The following is a 9,661-nucleotide window of genomic DNA, read 5'->3' as shown; positions in this document are numbered from 1 at the left end:
TAATAAAAGTAATCTATTTAGCTTGCAATGACCAGATAGTGCTTCTATTTGGATTTATGTGCTTAAATCTGCATAAATGCGTATCAGTTATTAAAATAGCAACACAAAGTAACCTGATAAGTTATAAAAGAGGTCGATAGATATTGATTGATCTTTGATGCGGCTTTATTTTGATGTTTTCTCTTTTCGATTATAATTGTAATATCTTGTCCTTCTTTACTTGTTCTCTTTCTTTGCTAGCACTGCTTATTTTTCGCCTTTCTCCCTCTGAAAATTTCTGCATTCAGCCCTCAATCATTTAAAGTCAAAATATATTATTTAAGGAATTACTATGTCCCAAAAACCTTGCCGTATTATTTTAACCGGAGGTCCCGGCTCTGGTAAAAGCACTATTATCAATAAGTTAAGAAGAAATGGTTACTCTTGCTCAATAGAAGCTGGTAGAGCCATTATTCAAGATCAAAGTCATATTGGTGGTTCAGCCCTTCCTTGGATTGATCCGCTCGCTTTTGCTGAGTTAATGTTAAGCTGGGAGCTACGATCATGGCATGATGCATCCAATATAGATGATAACAGCAAACCTTATTTTTATGACCGAGGCATACCGGATATAGCAGGTTATTTACACTTTTGTGAGCGCCCTATTCCCCAACATCTTGAAAACGCAATAAGGCTATATAGATATTCTACAACCGTGTTTATTGCTCCACCATGGAAAGAAATTTACTTACAAGATAAAGAGCGCCAACAGACATTTGATGAAGCCGTAGCAACTTATCAAGCGATGCTGGCGATATATAGACAGTATAATTATACCTTAATTGAATTACCCAAAGCCGATGTTAACCAAAGAGTAAAATTTATTATAAACAATATAACATCGCTATCTTAGCTTAGCGCTTATATTGACTATACCATCAAGGACAAAAAATAGACTCTCCTTGATGGTATTATTTAATATGAGGCAATAATTTTTAAATCTGGTTTTTCTCCTCGCATAATAGCTCTTTGCTGTTCATGCACCGCTTCATTAATTGCCTTTTGTTCTTCAACTGTTCGCGTATTCTTTCCACAAACTAATGTTGAACAAACCGGATATCCTATATTATGCGTTCTAGAAGTGCCAATTCCGACACTCATTTGCTCGGTACAGCCAATTAAAAACATAAATGGTATTAACAAAAAAATTGGGCGCATAGTCTTCCTAAAACATAAAGGTTAAATTTAATATGCATCAAAAACATATTTTGGTCTGTAGCTCCACTTAACTTCAACTTCTTGTTTATCTTTATTCCATACAGGTATCGCTTCTGGCAGAATAATCATTGACTGGTCATTCTTTCTTATACGTTGTTCCTTTTTATAGGAATATTCGCTATTAGTAGATGTGGTTGGCTCTTCAAATCCAAATTTAAATAATTGATTGAATTTCTGTTTTTCCTCCTTGGCTTGCATTTCAAAACGAGATTGTTTTGATAACATAAATGTGGGATAACGACTTTCATCGTGGTGATATTGAACAGTAGGAGTCGCTATCTCTGTTGCCACCTTTTCTATAGAGCCAGATGTATTCCTCTCTTTATCAACACAACCAACAACTACAAATAGAGCTAAAATTAGAATAAAAGACCAATTCATATCTTAAATAGGAGCAATAAATAGATGTAAATAATTATTCCATAAAATTTATAGACGACAAAATGAATTACAATTATTTCATATAAAAAGCATTCTTTATTCAAGTAACAAGAATATATAAAATAATAATATAAATAGATGGGTTATGGCGGGATAATTATCTTGATTAGAGATTGTAATATTAAGTAAAAAAGAAATATTCCCACAAAAAAACAAGAAAGAAATAGTTTATATTAAAATAATATTAAGATGACCATATAATAACACTGGTTATTATATGGTCATTGTTACATTGGAAAATTTTAAATTTGAAATAAAAATAAAGCCTTATTATTCTCTAAATATAAGACTTTAATTAAATCTATTTTTTATTGACCAGCAGACATTTTTTTCATTTGCTCTAAAGAATCTAAAGCTTGTTTACAGGTGCTTTCTTGAACATCTTTAGGTAATGCAGCAAATTGTTCTTTTGATTGAGCATATTGTGCTTTCATTGTTTCTGCTTGTGCTTTAGTTGCATCATTTTGTTCCATTAATGCGACATAGGCATCAGTTTCTTTAAAATAATCTTCGCAAGATTTTGTTAATTCAGCCGAAACAGCAACAGAAGATAATGATAATAAACCTAGTGCTAAAATAATATTTTTCATAAATATCCTATATTTTGTAATTAATAAAAAAAAATGATACCTGCGTCTTGAATTTTTATTATCGCAAAGAAAATTAAAATTAGGATAAGGATAATCTTAATTGCCATTATATTTCTGTATGAATATCAGATAAAAAAATAATAATTAACAACTAAAACTGGTATGTTTATAAAAAAACATCTCTTTATAAAAACCTAAATAAAATTTAACTATACAACTTAACTAAATTAAATATTTTTATGCAGTATAAAATAAAAACATATAAACAGTATTAAAACTTTTAGTTCTTATTCACAAACAATCAAAAGATATAAATATCATGAGAAATATTACCTTTAAACCATAATAAAAGAAGGCCATTAGTTATATGGCCTTCTTTTATTATTTCTATTTAATTTTATTAATTACATACAGTACTTATTTGTGCTACTCATCTTCTGGGGGATTTTTTAAGATCTGATGTATTTCTTCTTTTAGACGTAATTTTTGTTTTTTTAATTCAACAACTTCTTCTCCATATCCTCGCCTATCTCGGTGTTCTAAGCGTACAATTTTATGGTCAAGTTCATTATGTTGTTCAAACAGGGCTCGGAAATGGGGATCAGTTTGACGAAGCTTAGCAATTAAATCACGATATTCTGGAAACATATTATCTACCTTCCATTATCAATGAGTGATGAGTGTCATACTACTTTTAAGTCTCCCTTAAATTGCTGTCACTGTCATACTCTTTATGTGAAAAACAAGAGCGATATCAAGTAAAAATTAACATAAAACTACAACAAAGTAGGATATCGACACACTATTGCATGAAATTGGTCTAACTTAAGACTATAAAACAGGATAAGATAAAAATGCTCATATTTTATACGAACATCACTATTCTTCTATCAAAAAGCACTTATTGTTAATTCTATAAATAAATTTGAATTAAAGTAAAAGAGTTCTCTAATAGTTTTATATACCCATCTATTTGAGACACTAAGCCCAATGCCGCCACATTGGGCTTTTCTTTTTGCAATCAGTAAGTTGATAAAACTAATAACTTAACTGATTGAAATAGAATCGCTAACAATCTATTCAATAATTTTTTATCGAGGATTTTAGTTAAGATTGTTGATTGTTACCCTCGTACTTCATTAATTACTATGCCCATTTTTAGATTGTTCTAATTGTAATGCCTGCTCCTTCCACTTGGAAAGGGCTAGCTCCTTTAGCCAATCTGCAAGTAATGGCATCGTTTTTATTGAATCTAATGCAGCTCGCTCTTGTTTGGTTAAACGAATAACAACGACTTCAGTTTTCATTGTAGACATATCAGCCTCTTTTTATAAAAAAAAGAATACTGACATAAAATATAAACAGAACGGTCTGACTTACATCCTTTTACAAAATATTATAATTTAACTTACATTAACAAAGCATTAAATACAAAAAGCAGTCCTATTCCCCTTGCTTTAAATATAAAATTCACTTATTAAAAATAGTTATTTTCTTTCTATAAAAATAGATACAGTAGTGGAATTAATATATTACAAACCATAACGTAATCTTAAAGATTGAGGATAAGGATAAAAGTATTTTTGTTTACTCAGATAATTATCTGGGTATTCTGATAAGTAATGATTAATTAATGTTAATGGTGCCAATAAAGGTTGTATTCCTTGACGATACTCTAAGATCAATTGACTTAATGCTTGTCGCTGCTTAGAAGTTAAATCTTGCTTAAAATATCCTTGCACATGCATAAGAACATTAGTGTGATTACGACGAGTGGCTTGATGTTGTAATAGAGCCATAAATCGATTACGGTATTCAACAAAGAAAGTCTCTAATGAATCCCAATCTTTATTGTTAGCAACAAAGCGCCCTAGTTGCCGATAAAGCGGTTGTGAATGAGCTAATAACAATAGTTTGTATCTTGTATGAAAATCAATTAATGCCTGGCGAGTAAAGTTATTTATTTTCAATTGATTTAGCTCATTAAGTGCAAACACCCGTGTAATAAAATTTTCTCTAATATAGGGATCGTTTAACCGCCCATCTTCTTCTATAGGTAACCACGGCATTATTCTTTTCAGATTTTCAGTAAAAATGCCTGTACCCGATTTTTTATTGCCGTTGCCTATTGGATCATAAACCCGGACACGTTCTAATCCACAACTGGGTGATTTCGCACACACGATATAACCGCTAAATTGATTAAACCTCCTCAAATATTCGATAGAGTAATCATTCATCAATTGGGTTAAGTCACCTTCACTTCCATTACTAAATTTTAACCTAACTTCACCAGTCTTAGACTGAACTAATCGTAATGCTGGTCTGGGTGTCGGTAAACCAATAGCCATTTCTGGGCAAGTAGATTGATATTCAAAGAACTCAGATAATTCATCAGCAGCAAGATGACAACATTTATGCCCACCATCAAACCTCACTTTATCCCCTAATAAGCATGAACTAATACCTACGATAATTTTTTTATGCGTAAAATCATTTTGTTTAAGACTCATAAGAGTTTTGGGCATGGCTATGACCTCATATGAAACAATCACCTAACCTGACTAATCAGATTAATAAATCTATGCTCATAATTTATCTTAGTAACATAATGCTACTTTTACTATGTTTATCATTTAATTAGTTTGTAAAACATTATTAAAAGAAAGGATAGCCGTTAACCACTGATATCACAATATTGATAGATATGAATAGCAAATAGCTAATATACTTACAGCAAATATTAGCTATCTGATTAAATTGATTGATATTTAGTAATAATTAAGTTATTAATCAATAAGTTAACACTGTGTTAATGCACGGAACTATAATACTCAATAGATAAATCATCCACTTTTGCACCACTAAACTGAGCCCATAGTATAATTGCAGATAATACTTCTTTTTCATTCGTTGCAATAAATAGATTTACAAAGGACGTTTCGTTCCATAGTCCACTCACTTTATAAACCACTTTGTTCATCTTTACTCCACCTGACGCTATCAATGACTTTAAGGAAACACAGATTCAAAACTGTTATAAAGTTATTTTTAACATGGGTGCACTTTTGCTTTTTCCAAGTCATATAATCATCAAAAATAGATGCTTTTTCTAAACATATTCTATTTATAACTATAAGTTTTTATTATATTCACCTTGTTATTGATTATTAGTATTAAGCCTTTCACTGCGTCAGTTCGTAACTTTCAGAAATTAATGATTTTAGCTCAGCATCATCAAAATCTGTGTCTAAGCGAATAGAAATCCAATGCTCTTTGTTCATATGATAAGCGGGATAAACTGCTTTTTTTAAGCGTAAAGCACCCACTAAAGGCACCGGTACTTTTAAGTTAATCACATCGACTTTATTATTTTTACCCGTATCAAATAGCTTGTTTTCAGCGACATCCATGATGACGGCGAACCATTTAGAATGATTATGATGTCTGAAAACCGCATAATTAGGGTACTTACTCCATAAATATTCGGGGATTACGGCATATGTTTTCTGTATATACTCGATAAGCTCTTTTCTATTCATTGTCCGGTCATCTCATAAAATGATGTATAACTTGGTCACTAAACGCATGATCTCTAACATTAAGGCATCAGCCTGTTAAATAATTTATTATACATTTGTTATTTAACAATGCTAAATGTAGAGAGAACCCGACTATATTGTTATTATTATTGCTACTTATTTTTATTATCAATACATAAATTATTTATAAATATTTTTAGTATTGTACATATTTTTAGCGCTCCAAATAAGTAAAAATAACTAAGTATTAATATCTAATTTACAATTAATTGGTAAATTTTAGTTGATTAATTCTCAATGGTTAGATAATTTAACGCTTATCCATTTTTGATCATCTTAAATGGACACACACTTTGATTTGATTATCCCCGTTTTGCTTAGTTATATTTTATAACTAAGCTTTTTTCGGTTACTTTAAGCAATACACACTAGAAGCAATACTGTTATTTATCAAACAGTTGTCATTTTATCAAATAAATTAATTCTCTGAGGCTAACTTTATCTCCAACTGTGTAACGCCTTCTTGATACATTTTCAATTTATTCAAACTATACTACTTTTTTTATAATTTTTTATTTCTCGCGGTAAATAACGCGACAACTCCTTGAATATGAATAGATACATCGTAAAAAAAACAAGATAATACTTTTTCTAAAGCATCTGCCGAGTCAGAATAGTTACTAAAAATACCTTTTTTGTTATAAACAGACATCAATTTATTACCAAAAAAATTGTGTTCAACATCAGCCCCCAAGATAGTAGCACCATATAAAACACCCTTTTCCGTTAATATTTTACTTATATTTTCTATCACTTTCTTTTTACCTTCCATTGTGCCAGGTAAGCAGTGTAATAGATAAAATAAAGAAATAGAGTCAAACGATGAATTGAATTCATTAGGAAATTTATGATAGATATCATGCTGTAAGCAATAAGTTAATTTATTATCAACAATATTTTTTTTAGCATAATCTAAGCTATTAATATTAAGATCTGTTAATGCTATTTTATTTATATTAGCTAAAGCTCTTTTTAAGTAAAATCCTGTTCCTACACCAATATCCATATGGTTCTCACCAAGATTATTTTTAAAATGAGGTAGCAAATATTTATCTGTATCACAACGCCATGCATAACGGTTAGAAATATTTAATACCCACCAATCATAAAGTTTTAATGCTGTGGGGGTATATACTTTAACTCCATTGTGAGTGTCTAGTGTCATACAAAATCCTAGTCGTAAAATGATTATTCTATGATTTATACAAACCACGAATAACTGGAAATAACGAATAGTTAAACAGGTAACCATCTAAACAAGACAACGTAACACATTGAAATTAAATAAAAAACAAATCAAATTCTAACGGTTAAGTAAGGTGTTATTGACATTAAAAGCGCCGATTGACCGGTTAAGAAATCTTCTTCCTCAGCTTAATGATAAGCAAACTTATTCATCTGTTTTATTTTTAGTAAATAAAAGATATTAAATCGCCCTTGCGCTGGATTATTTTATACATTTTACTGCATAACCAATTGATATTTAGTATAAAAAACCACCAAAAATGCATAATCACAGATCTATACAGCATAACGCCATATTGAAATAATATAGTAATATCTTTCCATAATCAGTTAGTTTAATAAAAACAATTAAATAGAGTAGTTACTCTACTGTATTAAAATAAAATTAATAATTACTAACAATTAATACTTACCTTTATCATCTAAATATGATTAAGTGATAATACTAACATTAGCTAATCTATTTTGGTGATAGTTATGTCTTTGAAACGTAAAATTGCGCTGGGGAAAAATGTATTAGAAGCTGCTCAAGAGAGAGTCCAGTGGATATTTGATACTTTTGAACAAATCACTCTCTCCTTTTCGGGAGGGAAAGATTCTACTGCGCTTTTTCATCTTGTTGCCGCACAAGCGCGAAAACAACATAGAAAATTTAATGTGATGTTTCTTGATTGGGAAGTTCAATATTCTGCGACTATAGATCATATTATAAAAATGAAATCTATCTACCAAGATTGTATTGAACGGTTTTACTGGATAGCACTCCCTATCACCACTGAAAGTGGCATTTCTCAATATGAACCTACATGGACAGCATGGGAGTCTGGTAAAAAATGGGTAAGACAACCGCCAGAAGATGCGATAACTGACCCTCACTTTTTCCCTTTTTATCACCCAAATATGCTTTTTGAAGATTTTACCCCTGCATTTAACCAGTGGATCACAGGTAATCATCGCAGTTCGATTATCCTGCTAGGCATAAGAGCGGATGAATCTTTAAACCGATTTATTGCCATTAGTAATAATCGAAAGTTACGTTATGCCGATGATATTCCTTGGACAACGGCATCAGCAGAAGGCTTTTATTATATGGCCTACCCTATTTATGATTGGCATGTTAAAGATATCTGGACTTATATAGCGCGTTTCAATTTACCCTATAACCCTATTTATGATCTGATGCACCAAGCGGGCGTTAGTTTAAGTCAAATGCGTATTTGTGAACCTTTTGGGCCAGAGCAACGCAAGGGACTATGGTTATATCATGTGCTAGAGCCTGAAACATGGAGTCTTGCTTGTGAACGAGTGAGTGGAGCTGATGCCGGAATGTTATATACGAATCCTCGTAATAAATCAGGTTTCTATGGGCGACATCAAATTAGCAAACCTTCCCATCATACGTGGAAATCTTATGCTCACTTTTTATTAGCCAGTTTACCAGAGAAAACAGCAGAACATTATCGTAATAAAATAGCGGTCTATCTTCGCTGGTATGCCGAACGAGATTACCCAAATGGCATACCTGATGCACAAGAAGGTGATACTAGCACTAAACAGATACCTTCTTGGCGACGAATTTGTAAGACCATCTTGCGTAACGATTTTTGGTGTAGAACATTAGCATTTAGTCCTACTAAATCACACTGTTATGATCGATATTTCAAACGGATACAAGGAAAACGAAAAGACTGGCAACTTATTTAGCAAGGTGTGAATATGACCATTGAAACTATAATTTCTGTTTTAAAAGAGTACCTAGCAAAACTAAATGATGAACAAAAAATTGAAGCTCTCAATAAAATAAAAATATCGCTTCATCAAATAAGCCCATTTAAAAATGAACCTACTGACTGTGTTCTTTGGATAAAGCAACAACAAGTTATCGCTAATGACTATAATCCCAATGTCATGTCTCCGACAGAAAAGAGATTACTAGAAACGTCTCTGGTAAAAGACGGTTATACTCAGCCTGTTGTTGTCTTACCTATTCAACAATCCAAAAATAAACCATCACAATGGCAAGTCGTTGATGGTTACCATCGTTATTTATTGAGTAAAAAAAATAGCTTAAACAAGCGAATTAACGGCTATTTACCTATTACTATACTTGATGTTGAAAGTCATACTATGGCTGACCAAATGGCAGCGACTATTCGCCATAATCGGGCTAGAGGGCAACATCAAGTGGCAGCAATGTCGGATATAGTTAGAGATTTATCAAGATTAGGTTGGAATGACCAAAAGATTGGTGATGAATTAGGTATGTCACAAGATGAAGTACTACGTTTAAAACAGATTAGTGGCTTAGCTGAATTATTTTCAGAGCACGACTTCTCAGAAGCTTGGACGGTTAAGTAGAAATAACTTTGTATAAAGCACCAATAAATATATTTATTGGTGCTTTGTTAGTAATATCAACGACCATAGAAATAATTTATTTATATGGCTTACTTCCGTTTCTTACTAAATTAGTATTAATTTATTATTTTTCAGTAAGAAAAATTCATATTGATGACATCCTATGTT

12 protein-coding genes are annotated in these 9,661 nt (G+C 31.4%); 3 read left to right on the top strand and 9 right to left on the bottom strand.

Translation table 11 applies throughout. The annotated features are described in order from the left end of the window. The first annotated feature begins 331 nt into the window (after positions 1-331). On the top strand, positions 332-892 hold the full coding sequence (locus AACU95_RS14870) for an AAA family ATPase (protein WP_004242541.1): 561 nt from the start codon (positions 332-334) through the stop codon (positions 890-892). Between the two features lie 62 nt (positions 893-954). On the opposite strand, the gene AACU95_RS14865 is transcribed toward AACU95_RS14870, so the two are convergent. From AACU95_RS14865 to AACU95_RS14825, 9 genes are all read right to left on the bottom strand, one after another. Next, positions 955-1,197, bottom strand: coding sequence for a hypothetical protein (locus AACU95_RS14865; protein ID WP_004251481.1), 243 nt, complete (start codon positions 1,195-1,197; stop codon positions 955-957). Between the two features lie 27 nt (positions 1,198-1,224). Next, complete coding sequence (locus AACU95_RS14860; protein ID WP_004242537.1) at positions 1,225-1,638, bottom strand: hypothetical protein; 414 nt, start codon at positions 1,636-1,638, stop codon at positions 1,225-1,227. A 368-nt stretch (positions 1,639-2,006) separates the two neighbouring features. Continuing rightward, entirely contained in the window at positions 2,007-2,288 is a 282-nt protein-coding gene (locus tag AACU95_RS14855; protein ID WP_004242536.1) for a DUF5339 domain-containing protein, read from the bottom strand. 426 nt (positions 2,289-2,714) lie between these two features. Continuing rightward, positions 2,715-2,936, bottom strand: a complete 222-nt coding sequence (locus tag AACU95_RS14850) for a YdcH family protein (RefSeq protein WP_004242534.1) — start codon at positions 2,934-2,936, stop codon at positions 2,715-2,717. A 491-nt stretch (positions 2,937-3,427) separates the two neighbouring features. Then, on the bottom strand, positions 3,428-3,604 hold the full coding sequence (locus AACU95_RS14845) for a hypothetical protein (protein WP_004247917.1): 177 nt from the start codon (positions 3,602-3,604) through the stop codon (positions 3,428-3,430). Positions 3,605-3,820: 216 nt separating this feature from the next. After that, positions 3,821-4,816, bottom strand: a complete 996-nt coding sequence (locus AACU95_RS14840) for a YbgA family protein (RefSeq protein ID WP_036908063.1) — start codon at positions 4,814-4,816, stop codon at positions 3,821-3,823. Between the two features lie 284 nt (positions 4,817-5,100). Beyond that, positions 5,101-5,271 (bottom strand): hypothetical protein, encoded by a 171-nt coding sequence (locus tag AACU95_RS14835; RefSeq protein ID WP_004242531.1) that lies wholly within the window; start codon positions 5,269-5,271, stop codon positions 5,101-5,103. A gap of 202 nt (positions 5,272-5,473) precedes the next feature. Continuing rightward, positions 5,474-5,830, bottom strand: a complete 357-nt coding sequence (locus AACU95_RS14830) for an MmcQ/YjbR family DNA-binding protein (RefSeq protein WP_012367822.1) — start codon at positions 5,828-5,830, stop codon at positions 5,474-5,476. Between the two features lie 562 nt (positions 5,831-6,392). Continuing rightward, complete coding sequence (locus AACU95_RS14825) at positions 6,393-7,055, bottom strand: class I SAM-dependent methyltransferase (protein ID WP_004242528.1); 663 nt, start codon at positions 7,053-7,055, stop codon at positions 6,393-6,395. 557 nt (positions 7,056-7,612) lie between these two features. Here AACU95_RS14825 and AACU95_RS14820 point away from each other — a divergent pair. Both AACU95_RS14820 and AACU95_RS14815 read left to right on the top strand, forming a co-directional pair. Further along, on the top strand, positions 7,613-8,839 hold the full coding sequence (locus tag AACU95_RS14820; protein ID WP_004251487.1) for a phosphoadenosine phosphosulfate reductase: 1,227 nt from the start codon (positions 7,613-7,615) through the stop codon (positions 8,837-8,839). 12 nt (positions 8,840-8,851) lie between these two features. Further along, positions 8,852-9,493 (top strand): IbrB-like domain-containing protein, encoded by a 642-nt coding sequence (locus AACU95_RS14815; protein WP_004247912.1) that lies wholly within the window; start codon positions 8,852-8,854, stop codon positions 9,491-9,493. Positions 9,494-9,661: the final 168 nt, after the last annotated feature.

The sequence above is a fragment of the Proteus sp. G4415 genome (assembly GCF_963896075.1).
Classification (GTDB): Bacteria; Pseudomonadota; Gammaproteobacteria; order Enterobacterales; family Enterobacteriaceae; genus Proteus; species Proteus mirabilis.
The sequence above is the reverse complement of the archived record's forward strand: the minus strand, read 5'-3'. Positions and strand labels throughout refer to the sequence as shown.